The organism is Lichenihabitans psoromatis (genome assembly GCF_004323635.1).
In the GTDB taxonomy this organism is placed as follows: Bacteria; Pseudomonadota; Alphaproteobacteria; order Rhizobiales; family Beijerinckiaceae; genus Lichenihabitans; species Lichenihabitans psoromatis.
This window is the reverse complement of the sequence record NZ_CP036515.1, coordinates 3,685,725-3,699,814: the sequence shown is the minus strand read 5'-3', so window position 1 is coordinate 3,699,814 and position 14,090 is coordinate 3,685,725. Positions and strand designations below refer to the sequence as shown.

The window sequence follows — 14,090 nt, the reverse complement described above, 5'->3', positions numbered from 1 at the left end:
GGCACGCGTCCGACAATCCTGGTAGGCCGATTCGAGCAGCTGACTTAGCTGATGACGTGACACCGCTGCCAACGTCTGCACAAATTTCAAGGCGGATGAGGAATATGGCTTTTCTTTATAGACAAGTACCTATCGGGATGCACCGTACCGTTCAGCAATAACATTCGATTGAGCTTGACCGCTGCCATAAGAAAAGCGCCGTGTTGAGCGGGAGCTAAGCTCTCATTTGTCATCCGGCTAAGCACCCGGCAGTACGTTGGGGAGCGGACTGAGATGAAAGATTGTAATGGCGAGCCCTTGGCTCATCTTCAACATATTTTATTTTTGGACGAAGCCGATCCGTTAGGCGCAGTTTTACGCGGAGGAGAGGCGATTTGCAAAATGCACGCCTTTCCCGATCGGATTATGATCCGTTTGCATGTGACCGGAGCGACGTTAACGGTCAGTCGCAGTACCATTTCAATGGTACGACCGACCGCATTATCAAAACCATACAAGTCAATGACGCGACGCCATTGGACCGCGCGCGATGACACATGATCGAATTGATTCTGTATGGCCAGGACAGGGATTGCCGCCTGACGCACACGGGGTGCAGGGTTGCGTCATTCTCGTCGTCGAGAACAAGCACCTTTTGGCGTTTGAACTTTGCAACATGCTCGAAGACTGTGGCGCTTCGATTGTCGGACCGTTCGCTACCGTTTCTCAAGCCGTGGCGGCAATCGCGGTAACGGCTTCTCTTCACTGCGCAACGTTAAACGTCCACCTTGGAAGTGAACTCTCGTTCCCGATCGCAGACATTCTGACAGCGCGCAAGATCCCCTTTATTTTCCTAACAGCCGACACGTATATCGTTCGACTGCGCTATCCGCATTCTGCCTATCATTTAAAACCATTTGAGACGAAACGCCTGCTGCGTGAACTTGCTGCGTTGATCCGCATGGGTCGAGTGACGTCAGCCAAGCATTTCCAGAGCTAGCGCGTGCAGAGTTTGATAAACTGGTAGATCAAACGGTGGCTTTTTCAAACGCAGCATTTTGGACTCAGCGCAAAAAGCTCATGGCTTCTTTGATGATCGATAGCAGTGCTTTGAAGTGGAGGTATGCCCAGATTCCCGCAATGAGCAGAACGTTAACCAGAACCGAGATGGCAACGGCGACACGATAGAACTGGAGGTGCGTCATGCGTCCTCCTGCTCCCATCCTTCTTCTCGCCGTTATGCGACGAAAACCCGTCGTGCGGTTTGTCGCTGCGTCAAAGAAAAAACCTGGGGAACCGTCACGCACTCGACACCGTATTCTTCAGTGTTATGAGGAGGGTGCATGCCCCGGTTTCACTTCAACGTTTACGACGGCGCAACGAGCCTGGACCAAGACGGCACCCAACTTGAAAACGTCGCAGCTGCTCGGGCTCGGGGCATTCGCCTCGCAGGAGCGCTCCTGGCTGAAAAAGCAGACGAGCAGTCAACATTCTCGGATTGGTGGCTGGAGATAACTGATGGTCGAGGCATGATTTTATATCGTATCGACATCTTGGTGTCCGAGTCGGCAGCAATCCACTGCTGACAAAAAATGCCGGAGCTAGCCGCAGTCAACTCCTCAAAAAACAGTGCAGTTTAGCAACAAGTATTAATGCCACGACTTTGTCTTCGGGTGCTGGGGAAGTCGGGGTAAATGCCACGCTCTTATCTCCTTGAGAGCATGAGGCTCACTGTTGCGTTCACCTGCCGGCGAAAGAGTTTTGTCGGCCATGGCAGCACAGCGGGCGACGTCGTGCAGGGTCCGCCCGTCAGCTTGCCGACGTCGCGCGCCATGACTCCGACGCTGCGGTCGCCTTCGCCCTTGAACAGCAAGGAGCATCGGCATGACTTGCTTCCCTGTTTACCGCCTCGAGTAACTGTGGCTTCCCGACGTCAGCAATTTGACCGTGGGAATCGTACGGTCGGATGAGGCGCCATCGCCCTAACTGATCGTCGTGGTGCCTGAGACTGACGATGGCTGGTCGAGATCGCCCGTTTGCGATTAGTTCACGCCGGGCGCTTTGGCGCACATGAACAACAGAGCTGAAATGACCGCAGATGTCCTCGAGCTCACCGATGACTCTTGGTTTGAGGTTTGCTCTACCGCCTCGACCAGGCCGGATAGACCTTGCTGATTATTCGCCAGCCGGCGGATGCATCCGAGGATGCTTGTGATCGTAGTCGCGGGATTGCAGCCACATGTAGCCGAAGGCCACCGCACCCGTGAACAGCGCCATGGCAGGCAAAGCCAGAAGAGACCAGTTCATCATCAATCCTCGCTCTTGAGAAAGAGCCGCAAGGCCACCTGAGCACCAATATGGAGTGCAAGGGCCGTGAACACCAGTATAACGTCTTCTAGCACAGGAACGATCCGTCCCGCGACCAGCGGCGACAGCAGGCCGGCAATGATCGCGCCGACCGCCAAATTGTTCATGAACGTCGCGAGGATTTTGACGCTTTCATTGAACCGCTTGGCGTCTCGTCGCCTCGAAATATCGTCCGGCGTCACCACGCACCTCGTGTCGAGCAGCGGCTCGTAAGAACAGTTGCCCTCCGGCCCGATCCGGGCGGCTCTTCACACCGCGATTCCACCACTACCGTCAACGGCCTTCGCTCCAGCCTTCAATCCACATCCTTTAGTTCGAGAACGATCTTCGGGCCATGATCGAAGCACGTGGCGCGTTTTTTAATCTTGAGCTGATTACGAAATTCGCCTCCCGCCCATGCGCGACCGGATCCGATCATAAAATACTCTTCCAAAGTCGCTCAAAATGTGGAGGCTTTGCCATATTATGGAAGAGCATCAACAGCATTAAGCACAGAGACCGTCGCGCGACTATTCTTCAAAGTTAAAATATGAAGTAAGGGTCAATCTTTATTGAGGTCTAGGCCCCGCTTGGCTGCAGGCTAAGTGTTCGAGGTCTCAACCATATCCGCAACGTCGTCCATGCTTCACAGCCGATCCGCCACGGCGGGCGAAACGCGAGACGCTTGTATGCGCAATGCACAAAAGATCACTCTGGCTCCAATAGGCGCGCAATCTTGTCGCCGAGAAGGTCGACTATGTCTTCGCGCTGCGGCGACGAAGGGGTTCGACGCAGAAGCTGAGCTTGAATATCACCGAGAGTATCCGCGGCTCCAGCACGATCGCTGAGAGAGGACTGCAACAGGTCTTCGATGTACACCTCGGCCTGCACCAAGGCGCTAGGCTCCTTGCTTACGGAAAGCGTTTCGAGATGCGCCAAGCACTGTTCATCGTTCATCATAGTTGAACGTCGCTATGTTGTCGCATCATGTCAACCCGGCTGAGTTCAGACGCGACCTTCTATCCAATTGCGTTAAAATTCTTAGCGCAGGAGCCTATGTGCTTATTGATTAGACACGAGCGCGCGTAGACTACTTGCAAACCCCGGCCGAACCCGCCGACACGTCGGAAAAGGCTCGCGAGATTGTCGCTCGGCTCGACATGACCGCGCATAAAAAAACGAACCTAGATGTCTGCATTTTTCTGGAAAGTGTCTACACGCCCCAGAGAGGTCAGTCTGACTGTTTGATTTTGTGGTGCCCAGGGACGGAGTCGAACCGCCGACACTGCGATTTTCAGTCGCATGCTCTACCAACTGAGCTACCTGGGCCACCGCATGGTGCGGCGAACCGTCATGCGAGAAGGTGGCTTATAAGGATGCCGATTTCGCTTGTCTAGCCGTTCCATCCCTCCAGACTGTCGCTTTTCGTCAAGGATCGGCAATGAACGCCGAGGGCGACCGGTTGCGCGCGTGACGACAAGGTGATGAAACGCCGCGATGGACGATGTCGCGGAGCAGCAACTCGATCTCAGGGGCCTCAAATGCCCACAACCGGTGTTGCGAACGCGGCGGTATCTCCGCACCATGGCGCCCGGCGCCATGGTCGAGGTCTCCTGTACCGATCCGCTTGCCGCGATCGACATTCCCAATCTGGTGCGTGAGATGGGCGCGAGCCTTCAAGCGATTCGACGAGACGATGGCGTCTTATTTTTCGTGATCCGGAGATAAGCCTGAGCCCTCGCATGGGACCCGCGCGCGCGGGTAGCTCGAGGCTTGTCGCGTTCCCTATATCCGTTCATATATAGCGCTCCGTCGAGAGGGCCTCCTGTGTTGAAACCGCTCCGCCGCTTGCGCCTCGTGGCTTTGCTCTCGTCCCTGCTTGTGGCGCCACTGACGGCGTCGTTCGCGGCCGCGCCCGACATCACCGTTTTCGCGGCAGCCAGCATGAAGAATGCGCTCGACGACGTCGATTCGGCCTTCCAGAAGGCGAGCGGCCTCACGGTTTCGGCATCTTATGCTGCATCATCCGTGCTGGCGCGACAGATCGAGCAAGGCGCCCCGGCCGATGTCTTCATATCGGCGGATCTCGACTGGATGGACGATCTCGCCAAACACGACCTGATCCAGAAGGATACCCGCAGCACTCTGCTCGGCAACAGTCTCGTGCTCATCACGCAGGCCGACAAGGCCCTGACGCTGGACATCAAGCCGGGCATGGACCTTGCCGGTGCGCTGAGCGGGGGGCGCCTTGCCCTTCCGCTGGTCGATTCGGTTCCTGCCGGAAAATACGGCAAAGCCGCGCTGACGAAACTCGGCATCTGGTCGAGCGTCGAGACCTCGATCGCTCAAGCCGAGAGCGTGCGGGCTGCGCTGGCCTTCGTGTCGCGGGGCGAGGCGCCACTCGGCATCGTCTATTCGACGGACGCAGCCGCCGACCCAAAGGTCCGCATCGTCGGGACCTTTCCCGAGGACACCCATCCCCCGATCGTGTATCCGATCGCGCTGACGGTGTCGGCCAAGGGGCCGAACGCGACCCGTTACCTCGCTTTTCTCAAGACGCCCGAGGCCGCGACCCTGTTCAAAGCTCAAGGTTTCAGGGTGCTTCCATAAACCCACTCGGACTGTCCGAGGCGGATTGGACCGCCATTGCGCTGAGCCTGAAGGTCGCGGCCACCGCGACCGTCGTAAGCCTGCCATTCGGCATCATGGTCGCGTTCTGGCTGTCGCGGTCACGAATCTGGGGAACCTGGATCGTCAGCGGCCTGGTGGCGTTGCCGCTCGTGCTGCCCCCCGTTGTGACCGGATACCTGCTGCTGCTGAGCTTCGGCCGACGTGGCGCAGCCGGTATGTTTCTCGAGCAATGCTGTGGCCTCGTCTTCTCGTTCCGCTGGACCGGTGCGGCGTTAGCCTCCGCCGTGATGGGCTTCCCCCTCATGGTGCGGGCTATCCGGATGTCCTTCGACACGATCGATCGCGGCTTGGAGGAGGCGTCGTCGACGCTCGGCGCCTCGCCGGCTTGGGTCTTCTTGACCGTGACGCTGCCGCTGGCTTTGCCTGGCATCGTGGCTGGCGCCATTCTGGCCTTCGCCAAGTCGCTGGGCGAATTCGGTGCCACGATCACGTTCGTGTCCAACATCCCCGGTGAAACCCAAACGATCGCATCCTCGATCTATACGGACATCCAGGTGCCGGGCGGCGACGCGCCGGCCATGCGGCTGACCCTTGTGGCGATCGTGATCGCGCTGGCAGCGTTGGCGGCGTCGGAGTGGCTCTCGCGCGTCGTCATGCGGCGCACGGCACCGCGATGATTGCGATCGACATTCGACATCGACGCGGCGATTTCGATCTCGATGTGCGGCTCTCCAGCGAAGCGCGCGTCCTCGGCCTCGTCGGCCCGTCTGGCTCGGGTAAAACGACCCTGATCAACATCATGGCCGGCATCATTCGCCCGACCGAGGGGCATGTGAGCGTCGATGGTCGGGTTTTCGTCGATCGCGAGGCCGGTGTCTTCGTTCCGCCGCATCGCCGCAAGATCGGCTACGTGTTTCAGGATGGGCGATTGTTTCCGCACCTCACGGTCGCGCAAAACCTCGGCTATGGGCGCTGGTTCAATCGTGCCTCGCAGCGCAACGACACCGGAGGCATCGTCGACCTTCTCGGCATTGGGCATCTGCTCAGCCGCCGAGCCGTGGGTCTATCGGGGGGAGAGCGGCAGAGGATCGCGATCGGACGAGCCTTGATGGCCGGGCCGGATCTTCTGCTGATGGATGAACCGCTGGCCGCGCTGGATGAGGCGCGGCGCGGCGAAATCCTGCCGTTTATCGAAACCATCCGCGACGAGTGGCGGGTTCCGATCGTCTATGTCAGTCACAACATGGATGAGGTCAGGCGGCTGACGGACGATCACGTCACCCTGAAGGCGGGCCGTGTCCTCGGGCGCCACGATGCTGAGGGTTCTACCAGCGCGGGCAATGGTCCGGCTTGATGTCGACGATCGGCGTGCCATCGACGCAGTCGAGACCGCGCACCAATAATGTCGAGCCCTCGCGCCCGATCAGCCGAACAATCGAGGAGGCGATCGGGTTGGGCCGCATCGGTGAGCGAAGCGCGAAGGTCCCATGCAGCCGCTGGCTCGACCGCGGGCTTTGGCGGGTGAGGTCCCGACGGGCCAAATGCATCCAATAGAGAATCTGAAGCGCCGTAAAGGCGTCGACGCCATCGAGCGCATCGATCCACGGCGGGCTGATCTCGAGCCGGCAAACGGGGCCATCCGGATCGCCGCGTTTCGGACAAGCGGCCCGATTGGGCCAGGGCGTTCGGATGATGCCGATGAAGTAAATCGACGCGGCGAAATCCTGAGGAAGAGCGGCGATCGTCTCGCCCGGGCGGTGTTCGGCCTCATCAGGCGCGCTCATTGGCTGGCATCCGGCACGGGTGCAGGCGTGCCCCTGACGTCGACCGGAACGGATTGAAGACGCAACATGCGCCACGGGCCGGCGAGCCGCAGGCCCATCGCTCGTCCGGCCTCACTCCGGCTGTCATCACCGTTCGGCGTGACCCAGGTCCGGAGATCGGCGGATCGATCAGCGAGCGATAGATGGCCGTCGAACATGGCTCGAAGATCCGGGCGCGTCATCCACCCCTCGTCGAGCGTCATGACACCTTTGGCCACCGACAGCCCGAGCATAACCGAGTCGAACGGGATGGGTGCATCCGTTCGCAGCTCCGGCGTATCGTCCGAGGGCGAGACGGCCGTCTTCAAGACGGAGGCCACCAGTGGCGCCCCGATTTCGCCGTCGCGGACATTCACCTGTCCGCGACCGGCGAGTGATCTGATCAGCGAGTCGGGCGATGTGCCACGGCCCTCGATCGTCATATGGCCGCTGGATGTGCCGGTGATCTGGAGCGGCGGGTCAAAGGCTCGACCCAAGGCCGCGAGATCCAGCTGCGAAATGGTCGCGTCGGCCCGCACCACGGTCGCATCGCCATCGACGGTCGCGACGAGGCGGCCTTTGAACAAACCGTCGTAGGCGCGCGCCTCGCCCAGGGAGACTTCCATGCGTCCATCGCGGCTTTGCAGGGAGAGACCGCCATCCTCGAATTCGATGCTGCCGAAGCTTGCCGATGAAGCCGAGATCCGAAGGTCGATGTCGTCATAGGCCACCGAACGCGTCGCGAAAGGATCGGTGTTCCAGGCTTGATCCCAGCGTCCGAGGGGCGGCAGAGTGTTGACGAAAGGGTCGAGCCTCATCCGATCGGTCGCGAGCGTTCCCGCAATGCCGGGGTGGCCCGTTTCATTGTGGAACGACAGCGCTCCATCGAACAGCATATCGTCCAGCCCGAGTTCCATGCTCGACATCGAGAGCACATGGTCGGCCAGCGTGATGTCACCGTTGAGACGGGCGGACGCGATCTGCTCGAGTTGCGGCAGCGGGGTTCCGATCGAGCGTAGAAAGCCCGGCAGCATCGTCGTCGAGGCGGCGATCTTTCCCGTCGCGCTGGGCGAGCCGGTCCCGTTCAGCGTGCCGGAGAGTGTCACGTCGATCGCGGTCGACTTTAAATGGCCATAACCCTCCGAACTGCCGCCTTCGATCAGGGTGATCGGTTTGTCGAGCAGCATCGCAATGTCGGTTGGTTCGCCATGCCAGTGTCCTCGACCGTTGAGACTGACGCCGCTATCGTTGGCCGGCCACTCGAACGTGCCGTCGAGGTCGGTCACGAGCATGTCTTTCTCTGGATCGTTCGACCGCAACCGAATGATGCCGGACCGGATCGTCAGACCGTCAGTATGGAGAAAACCGAGGCGGTCGCGGTTCGCCTTGCGCTCGGCCGGGTCGCCTGCGGCTTGGACAGTGGCGGTCAGCGGCGGAAGCACGCGATCGACATCCACCGCCATGGTCAAGCCCGCCAGAGTCGTCTTGGCGATCCTGAGACGGCCGGTCAAGAGCGCCGGGAGGCTCAGGCTGCCCGTGATCGCATCGGCGTTCAGCGATATCGCGTCGTCTAACCCGTGCATGTCGATGTCGCGAATCCGCACGGTGGGGCGGGGCAGGAGCACCAGCGTCATTGGGCCGGTGGCGCGAACATTCAGGCCACTTGATGTCGCGATGAACCGAACCGCGCGAGCGTAGAGTTTATGATCCGTGATGGGCCAGCGCACCAAAAACCCAGCCGCGATCGTCGCGAGTGCCAGCAGAACCGCCCCGACGATGCTGGCCCGGATCACCATTCCAGACCCGAGGGCCGCCCGCCGAGGCTCCCGATGGGTTCCATGCCGATCCAGCGTTGTGTCATTCATCGAGAGTTGAAAGCAATCGAGCCGCCCCTTCGCTTGTTGCGCTTTTACATCATGTCGAACGTTTCGTCCGCACGGCATTTCGAGTTGGACCGTAATCCTCACCTCCGCATTGAGGTTTTTGAAAGAACAAAGACTTAGGGCCTCACGCGGCGCCACAAATTGGACGAAGTATTTCGGCCTTGTCGCACCGAGCGAAACCGGATCGATGACGCAGCGGAATCAGTCTGTCGGCAGTGGTCGTCAATCAAATTGATCAGACGCAATGGCCTGCCATCAAGGTGCCGGTGCGTTGCAAGAACCTTGGACTGGAGCGATTACGTGGTGCGACAATCGGAACGTCAATCACAGGGTGCAGCGCGATACCTTGGCGCCGCCTTGACTGCGGCCCTGTTGATGATGGGACCGGCGGCCCATGCCGACGATGTCGCGCTCGGATCGCAAGCCGAATGGGCGCAGAAGTACGATTCCGATCCGAAGCTCGAAATCCAACGCTCGACGACTCCGGTCCTGTCGCCGCAAACGGTTGCGGCAACCGAGCAGGCGATCCAGACCTACCAAGGCATCGTTTCCAAGGGCGGTTGGGGCAATGTCGCGGGCGGCGCGAGCCTGCGGGTTGGCTCCAAGAGCCAGGCGGTCGTCGCGCTTCGCCGACGTTTGATGGCATCGGGTGATCTCGATGCGGCCGCCGGCATGTCACCTGTCTACGATGCTTATGTCGAAGCCGGCGTGAAGCGGTTTCAGGCGCGCCACGGTATCGGCGAATCGGGTGCGGTCTCGTCGGAGACGGTTGCGGCCCTCAACGTTCCGGCCGAAACCCGGCTTCGTCAGCTCGAAACCAACCTCGTGCGGCTGCGCTCCTTCTCGGGCAACCTCGGCCCGCGCTTCGTGATGGCCAACATTCCGGCCGCGATGGTCGAGACGGTCGAGAACGGCGTCGTGTTCAGCCACCACATTGCCGGCGTCGGTAAGATCGATCGCCAGTCCCCGGTCATGCAGACCAAGGCGACGGACATCAATTTCAACCCATTCTGGACGGTGCCGGCCTCGATCATCCGCAAGGATTTGATCCCCAAGATGCAGGCCGATGCCAATTACCTGACCGACAACCACATCCGGATTTTCAATAAGGAAAACCAGGAGGTCCCATCCTCGTCGATCAACTGGAACTCCTTGGACGCCGTCAATTATAAATTCCGTGAGGATCCGGGCGAGAATAACTCGCTCGGTGTGGTGCGCATCAACATCGCAAATCCGTATGGCGTCTACATGCATGACACCTCGACCAAGGGTGTCTTCGGTGACGATTTCCGCTTCGTCTCGTCAGGCTGCATCCGTCTGCAGAACGTGCGTGACTATGTGGCATGGCTCCTGAAGGACACGCCCGGCTGGGATCGCGATCATATCGATGCGGCGATCCGCACGGGTGACCGGATCGACGTCAAGCTGGCGTCGCCGGTTGCGGTCTATTGGGTCTACATCACCGCTTGGGCCACGCCCGACGGGGTGGTGCAGTTCCGGCCCGACATCTACCAGCGCGATGGATTTGGCACTGTGACGGCCTCCAACGTGACATCCGACGAGCAGAACGCATCGGTCGAACCGGCTATTCAACAAGAATAGCCTGCGCCGTTCTCGCTGTGACACCGACACGCCCCGGCCGATCTTCACTGGATCGCCGGGGCGTGTTAGTTCGTGGCAACGCGCGAGCGAATGCTGGTGGCGTGCGGCAGTCTTCAGTGACCAAATCCGCAGCCCCGTAACGAGTAGACGACCTATGACCGATGTGATGACGCCGACCGCCGCCTCCCGCCGGGGTGGAGCACGTGGTTCAAACACATTCTTCGGCGCCGGTCTTGCTGCGGTCGATCCGGAGATCGCTCGTGCGATCGACCTCGAACTCGGCCGTCAACGCGACGAGATCGAGTTGATTGCCTCGGAAAATATCGTATCGCGCGCCGTGCTCGAGGCTCAGGGCTCGGTCATGACCAACAAATATGCCGAGGGCTATCCGGGCCGTCGCTATTATGGTGGTTGCCAATTCGTCGACATTGCCGAGCAACTCGCGATCGATCGCGCCAAAGAATTGTTCGGCTGCGGTTTTGCCAATGTTCAACCGAACTCCGGCAGTCAGGCCAATCAGGCCGTTTTCCTGGCGCTCTTACAGCCAGGTGACACGTTTATGGGGCTTGATCTCGCGGCTGGTGGCCACCTGACGCACGGATCGCCCGTCAACATGTCGGGGCGCTGGTTCAAGCCCGAGTCCTACACGGTCGATCGCGAGACGCAGCTCGTCGATATGGATGAGGTCGAACGCCAAGCCAAAGCTGTTCGGCCGAAGCTGATCATCGCGGGTGGATCGGCTTATTCGCGTTTCTGGGATTTTGCCCGCTTCCGCGCGATCGCCGACGAGGTCGGGGCGATGTTCCTGGTCGACATGGCGCATTTCGCTGGGCTCGTGGCCGGTGGCGTGCATCCCTCGCCGTTTCCGCATGCCCATGTCGTGACATCGACGACCCACAAGACCTTGCGCGGTCCGCGTGGCGGCCTGATTCTCACCAATGACGCCGACCTCGCCAAGAGGATGAATTCGGCGATCTTCCCAGGTTTGCAGGGCGGCCCGCTGATGCATGTCATCGCCGGTAAGGCTGTGGCGTTCGGCGAAGCGCTGACGCCGGAGTTCAAGATCTATGCTCAGCAGGTTGTCGACAATGCCAAGGCCCTAGCCGATAGCGTCGTTGCGGGGGGCCTTGCGGTGGTGTCCGGCCAGACCGACAATCATCTGATGCTGGTGGACCTCCGGCCGAAGCGACTGACCGGCAAGGCCGCCGAGGCGGCCCTCGGTCGCGCCCATATCACGGTGAACAAGAACGGCATCCCGTTCGACCCTGAAAAGCCGATGATCACCTCTGGGATCCGTATCGGTACGCCTGCCGCCACATCGCGCGGGTTCGGAACGGCGGAATTCTCGATCGTCGGATCGCTGATCGGCGAGACGCTGGATGGCCTGGCTGCCCATGGCGAAGACGGAAACGCGGCCGTCGAAGCCAACGTGCGCCAGCAGGTCGAAGCCCTGACGCGGCGCTTTCCAATCTACTGAGCGTGGCGTTCTCCGCGATAAGCGACGAGGCGTCTTCAGACGACGCCCGCTTCATGCATGCAGCCTTGACGTTCGGCCGGCGCGGCCTTGGTCGTACGGCACCCAATCCGTCGGTCGGCGCTTTGCTGGTCAAGGATGGGGTGATCATCAGCCGAGGCGTTACGGCTCCTGGGGGTCGGCCTCATGCTGAAACACAGGCGCTCGACGCGGCCGGCGAGCGTGCCCGAGGCGCGACCCTCTATGTCACGCTCGAGCCGTGCAGCCACTACGGGCATACCAAACCCTGCGCTGACGCAATCGTGACGGCCGGGGTTGCGCGTGTCGTCATCGCATGCGGCGACCCAGACCCACGTGTCGCCGGGCGTGGGATCGAGCGCCTGCGGACCGCCGGCATTGCCGTGATAACGGGCATTCTCGCGGATCAAGCGCGGCGAGACCACGCCGGCCATATTCGTCGCGTGGTCGATCGCCGGCCGTTCATCACGCTCAAAATAGCCGAGACGGCCGATGGCTTTGCGGCGTCGCCCTCCGGTGACCCACGGTTGCTCATCACGGGCGCGATGGCCAACGCATGGGTCCAGGGTCAGCGCGCCTTGCATGATGCCGTTCTGGTCGGGGCAGGGACGGCACGTGCCGACGACCCGCGTCTCGATGTGCGCCTTCCCGGCATGGAGGCGGATCAGCCGGTCCGTGTGGTGTTCGATCCCGCGGCCTCCACACCGCTTACAGGACGTCTGGTGATGAGTGCCGCACGCTCGCCGGTGGTCGTCGTGGCCGGCCCTCACGCGGCATCGGCTCGCGTCGAGGCGCTGCGGGCCGCCGGCGTTCATGTCGTGTCATCGTTGCTCGACCAGGATGGACGGCTCGATCTTGCGGCGGCGCTGCGGCATCTTGCGGGTGGTCTTACACGGGTGTTCTGTGAGGGTGGCCCGCGCCTTGGTGCCGCGCTTCTGGTCGCAGGGTATGCCGATGAGGTCGCGGTGCTGACCGGTCCGGTCGCTTTTGGCCGGGCGGGGCTGGCGGCATTCGACCCCGCTGGGCGAACTATCCTCAATGACCGGGAGCGCTATCGCCTTGTCGAGGACAAGATGCTCGGCCCTGACCGGCTGCGCCGCTTTGAGAAAGTAGAACGATGTTCACAGGCCTGATCTCCGACATCGGCACTATCGTCGACATGACCGCGTCGAACGACACCACGCGCCTCCGGATCGCATGTGCCTATCCGGCCGATGGCATCGCGCTTGGCGCATCGATCGCTTGTTCGGGACCATGCCTGACAGCGGTTCATATCGCGACCGAGCAGGGTCGCACGATCTTCGATGTCGAGGCCGCCAAGGAAACGCTCGAGCGAACCACGCTCGCGGACTGGCGCATCGGGCGCCGCATCAACCTCGAGCGATCCTTGAAAATCGGCGATGAACTCGGCGGCCATCTCGTCTCCGGTCATGTGGACGGGATCGCGACCGTTCTGGCCCGCACCGAATATGGCACCACGTCGCGGTTCGATATCGAGGCACCCTGGCCGCTGGCACGGTTCATCGCCGAAAAAGGCTCGGTCTCGCTCGACGGCACGTCGCTGACGGTCAATTCGGTCGAGCAGAACCGCTTCTCGGTCCTTTTGATCCCGCATTCCTTGGCGGTCACGACCTGGAACGAGGTCGTGGCCGGGTCTCGCCTCAACCTGGAAATCGATCAGATGGCGCGTTATGCGGCGCGACTGGCTGATCCTGAAGCGCGATCCTGAGAGCGCCGATGGCGCACGCGCCTTGCACCAGCCGGATGCGCGCTCTATGAGCGAGGCTTGCGAAATCCCGCTGTGTCGACCCGACCCGAGACCCTGATGGCAGAACCAAGCCGTATCCTCCCCGACACGGTCGAAACCGTGGCTCCGGCCCATATCCTCATCGCCGAGGCGCGGTTCTACGATGCGATCGGGACGGCCTTGTTGGCGGGAGCTGTCGCGGCCGTGACGGCGGCCGGCGCGACCTATGATGTGATTTCGCTTCCGGGCGCTCTCGAGATCCCGATCGCGGTGGCGATTTGCGTCGATGCCGCTTATGGCAACGAACGCGCCTATGATGCGGTCGTCGTTCTCGGCTGCGTGATGCGCGGCGAGACCTATCATTTCGAGATCGTCTCGAACGAGAGCAGTCGCGGCATCATGGCGGTCGCGCTGACCCGACGGTTGCCGCTCGGCAACGGCATTCTGACGGTCGAAAACGAGGAACAAGCGATGGAGCGGGCTGATCCGGCGCGTGGCGATAAGGGCGGCGATGCCGCCCGGGCGGCTCTGGCGCTACTGCGACTGCAGCGCAAGGTCGAGGCCAAGTAGTGGCGCGCGGAGAGCAACGCGCCGCCGCCCGGCTCGCG

General features: G+C 61.2%; 16 protein-coding genes, 1 tRNA gene and 1 pseudogene. 11 read left to right on the top strand and 7 right to left on the bottom strand.

The window, feature by feature from the left end; genetic code table 11:
• The first annotated feature begins 529 nt into the window (after nt 1–529).
• Entirely contained in the window at nt 530–979 is a 450-nt protein-coding gene (locus EY713_RS17300; RefSeq protein WP_131117204.1) for a response regulator, read from the top strand.
• Nucleotides 980–1,043: 64 nt separating this feature from the next.
• On the opposite strand, the gene EY713_RS22840 is transcribed toward EY713_RS17300, so the two are convergent.
• Nucleotides 1,044–1,184, bottom strand: coding sequence for a hypothetical protein (locus EY713_RS22840; protein WP_165491176.1), 141 nt, complete (start codon nt 1,182–1,184; stop codon nt 1,044–1,046).
• A 138-nt stretch (nt 1,185–1,322) separates the two neighbouring features.
• Between EY713_RS22840 and EY713_RS17295 the strand changes: the two genes are divergently transcribed.
• Nucleotides 1,323–1,565 (top strand): DUF6894 family protein, encoded by a 243-nt coding sequence (locus EY713_RS17295; RefSeq protein ID WP_131117201.1) that lies wholly within the window; start codon nt 1,323–1,325, stop codon nt 1,563–1,565.
• Nucleotides 1,566–2,154: 589 nt separating this feature from the next.
• Here the strand turns inward: EY713_RS17295 and EY713_RS23390 are convergent.
• From EY713_RS23390 to EY713_RS17280, 4 genes are all read right to left on the bottom strand, one after another.
• The gene (locus EY713_RS23390; RefSeq protein WP_281015360.1) at nt 2,155–2,289 is read right to left on the bottom strand and encodes a hypothetical protein; all 135 of its coding nucleotides are present in this window, start codon (nt 2,287–2,289) and stop codon (nt 2,155–2,157) included.
• A complete protein-coding gene (locus EY713_RS17290; RefSeq protein ID WP_131117198.1) occupies nt 2,289–2,531 on the bottom strand; it encodes a hypothetical protein in 243 nt (80 codons plus the stop codon). Before EY713_RS17290 ends, EY713_RS23390 begins: the two co-directional genes overlap by 1 nt.
• A gap of 502 nt (nt 2,532–3,033) precedes the next feature.
• Nucleotides 3,034–3,285, bottom strand: coding sequence for a hypothetical protein (locus EY713_RS17285; protein WP_131117195.1), 252 nt, complete (start codon nt 3,283–3,285; stop codon nt 3,034–3,036).
• Between the two features lie 293 nt (nt 3,286–3,578).
• A tRNA-Phe gene (locus tag EY713_RS17280) sits at nt 3,579–3,654 on the bottom strand.
• Nucleotides 3,655–3,822: 168 nt separating this feature from the next.
• On the opposite strand from EY713_RS17280, the gene EY713_RS17275 reads away from it, so the two are divergent.
• The 4 genes and pseudogenes from EY713_RS17275 to modC form a co-directional block, all read left to right on the top strand.
• On the top strand, nt 3,823–4,053 hold the full coding sequence (locus EY713_RS17275; protein ID WP_131117192.1) for a sulfurtransferase TusA family protein: 231 nt from the start codon (nt 3,823–3,825) through the stop codon (nt 4,051–4,053).
• Between the two features lie 102 nt (nt 4,054–4,155).
• Nucleotides 4,156–4,935: a molybdate ABC transporter substrate-binding protein gene (gene modA / locus EY713_RS17270; protein WP_131119893.1), complete on the top strand. Its 780-nt coding sequence runs from the start codon at nt 4,156–4,158 to the stop codon at nt 4,933–4,935.
• Nucleotides 4,932–5,633: a molybdate ABC transporter permease subunit gene (gene modB / locus EY713_RS17265; protein ID WP_131117188.1), complete on the top strand. Its 702-nt coding sequence runs from the start codon at nt 4,932–4,934 to the stop codon at nt 5,631–5,633. Before modA ends, modB begins: the two co-directional genes overlap by 4 nt.
• Nucleotides 5,630–6,292: pseudogene (gene modC, locus EY713_RS17260) on the top strand (molybdenum ABC transporter ATP-binding protein); the annotation flags it as partial. The gene modB and the pseudogene modC, both read left to right, overlap by 4 nt.
• On the opposite strand, the gene tsaA reads toward modC, so the two are convergent.
• Together tsaA and EY713_RS17250 are read right to left on the bottom strand one after the other, a co-directional pair.
• Nucleotides 6,282–6,740 carry a tRNA (N6-threonylcarbamoyladenosine(37)-N6)-methyltransferase TrmO gene (tsaA, locus tag EY713_RS17255; protein ID WP_131117182.1) on the bottom strand — a complete coding sequence of 153 codons (459 nt, stop codon included), beginning with the start codon at nt 6,738–6,740 and terminating at the stop codon, nt 6,282–6,284. The pseudogene modC and the gene tsaA overlap by 11 nt on opposite strands.
• Complete coding sequence (locus EY713_RS17250) at nt 6,737–8,623, bottom strand: AsmA family protein (protein ID WP_165491175.1); 1,887 nt, start codon at nt 8,621–8,623, stop codon at nt 6,737–6,739. Before EY713_RS17250 ends, tsaA begins: the two co-directional genes overlap by 4 nt.
• 393 nt (nt 8,624–9,016) lie before the next feature.
• Between EY713_RS17250 and EY713_RS17245 the strand changes: the two genes are divergently transcribed.
• The 5 genes from EY713_RS17245 (at nt 9,017) to ribH (ending at nt 14,052) form a co-directional block, all read left to right on the top strand.
• Nucleotides 9,017–10,243 carry a L,D-transpeptidase family protein gene (locus EY713_RS17245; RefSeq protein ID WP_131119890.1) on the top strand — a complete coding sequence of 409 codons (1,227 nt, stop codon included), beginning with the start codon at nt 9,017–9,019 and terminating at the stop codon, nt 10,241–10,243.
• Between the two features lie 166 nt (nt 10,244–10,409).
• The gene (gene glyA / locus EY713_RS17240) at nt 10,410–11,720 is read left to right on the top strand and encodes a serine hydroxymethyltransferase (RefSeq protein WP_131119888.1); all 1,311 of its coding nucleotides are present in this window, start codon (nt 10,410–10,412) and stop codon (nt 11,718–11,720) included.
• Nucleotides 11,721–11,773: 53 nt separating this feature from the next.
• On the top strand, nt 11,774–12,868 hold the full coding sequence (ribD, locus tag EY713_RS17235) for a bifunctional diaminohydroxyphosphoribosylaminopyrimidine deaminase/5-amino-6-(5-phosphoribosylamino)uracil reductase RibD (RefSeq protein ID WP_131117176.1): 1,095 nt from the start codon (nt 11,774–11,776) through the stop codon (nt 12,866–12,868).
• Nucleotides 12,853–13,464, top strand: coding sequence for a riboflavin synthase (locus EY713_RS17230; protein ID WP_131117173.1), 612 nt, complete (start codon nt 12,853–12,855; stop codon nt 13,462–13,464). The genes ribD and EY713_RS17230 overlap by 16 nt, the downstream gene beginning before the upstream one ends.
• A 96-nt stretch (nt 13,465–13,560) precedes the next feature.
• Nucleotides 13,561–14,052, top strand: a complete 492-nt coding sequence (ribH, locus tag EY713_RS17225) for a 6,7-dimethyl-8-ribityllumazine synthase (protein WP_131119886.1) — start codon at nt 13,561–13,563, stop codon at nt 14,050–14,052.
• Nucleotides 14,053–14,090 lie beyond the last annotated feature (38 nt).

What these genes read in the sequence shown, in the direction of transcription:
- EY713_RS17295 (WP_131117201.1), top strand. Translation starts at nt 1,323, where the DNA reads ATGCCCCGGTTTCACTTCAACGTTTACGACGGCGCAACGAGCCTGGAC.
- EY713_RS23390 (WP_281015360.1), bottom strand. Translation starts at nt 2,289, where the DNA reads ATGATGAACTGGTCTCTTCTGGCTTTGCCTGCCATGGCGCTGTTCACG.
- glyA (WP_131119888.1), top strand. Translation starts at nt 10,410, where the DNA reads ATGACGCCGACCGCCGCCTCCCGCCGGGGTGGAGCACGTGGTTCAAAC.
- ribH (WP_131119886.1), top strand. Translation starts at nt 13,561, where the DNA reads ATGGCAGAACCAAGCCGTATCCTCCCCGACACGGTCGAAACCGTGGCT.
- EY713_RS17275 (WP_131117192.1), top strand. Translation starts at nt 3,823, where the DNA reads ATGGACGATGTCGCGGAGCAGCAACTCGATCTCAGGGGCCTCAAATGC.
- EY713_RS17250 (WP_165491175.1), bottom strand. Translation starts at nt 8,623, where the DNA reads ATGAATGACACAACGCTGGATCGGCATGGAACCCATCGGGAGCCTCGG.
- EY713_RS17245 (WP_131119890.1), top strand. Translation starts at nt 9,017, where the DNA reads ATGATGGGACCGGCGGCCCATGCCGACGATGTCGCGCTCGGATCGCAA.
- EY713_RS22840 (WP_165491176.1), bottom strand. Translation starts at nt 1,184, where the DNA reads ATGACGCACCTCCAGTTCTATCGTGTCGCCGTTGCCATCTCGGTTCTG.
- tsaA (WP_131117182.1), bottom strand. Translation starts at nt 6,740, where the DNA reads ATGAGCGCGCCTGATGAGGCCGAACACCGCCCGGGCGAGACGATCGCC.
- EY713_RS17285 (WP_131117195.1), bottom strand. Translation starts at nt 3,285, where the DNA reads ATGATGAACGATGAACAGTGCTTGGCGCATCTCGAAACGCTTTCCGTA.
- EY713_RS17300 (WP_131117204.1), top strand. Translation starts at nt 530, where the DNA reads ATGACACATGATCGAATTGATTCTGTATGGCCAGGACAGGGATTGCCG.
- ribD (WP_131117176.1), top strand. Translation starts at nt 11,774, where the DNA reads ATGCATGCAGCCTTGACGTTCGGCCGGCGCGGCCTTGGTCGTACGGCA.
- EY713_RS17230 (WP_131117173.1), top strand. Translation starts at nt 12,853, where the DNA reads ATGTTCACAGGCCTGATCTCCGACATCGGCACTATCGTCGACATGACC.